Genomic DNA, 258 nt, shown 5'->3' with positions numbered 1-258 from the left:
CCTCAGTGTTGCTGGTGGTGCCGCTTGGGGTGCTGGGCGCGGTGTTGGCCGTGAGCTTGCGCGGGATGCCCAACGACGTGTTCTTCAAGGTCGGCTTGATCACCATCATCGGCCTGTCGGCGAAGAACGCGATCCTGATCATCGAGTTCGCCAAGGACCTGTATGACCAAGGCGAAGACTTGATCGACGCCACCTTGAAAGCGGCACGGTTGCGGTTGCGGCCGATCATCATGACGTCCCTGGCATTCATCCTCGGCG

General features: G+C 60.9%; 1 protein-coding gene. It reads left to right on the top strand.

Translation table 11 applies throughout. The features are described 5' to 3' along the window. Nucleotides 1-258: efflux RND transporter permease subunit (locus AAEZ08_RS23165; RefSeq protein ID WP_500125213.1), on the top strand; the 258-nt coding region annotated here is incomplete at both ends.

The sequence above is a fragment of the Pseudomonas sp. E45-MNA-CIBAN-0222 genome (assembly GCF_040310405.1).
GTDB lineage: Bacteria > Pseudomonadota > Gammaproteobacteria > Pseudomonadales > Pseudomonadaceae > Stutzerimonas > Stutzerimonas stutzeri_AC.
This window is presented reverse-complemented; position numbering and strand designations above follow the sequence as displayed.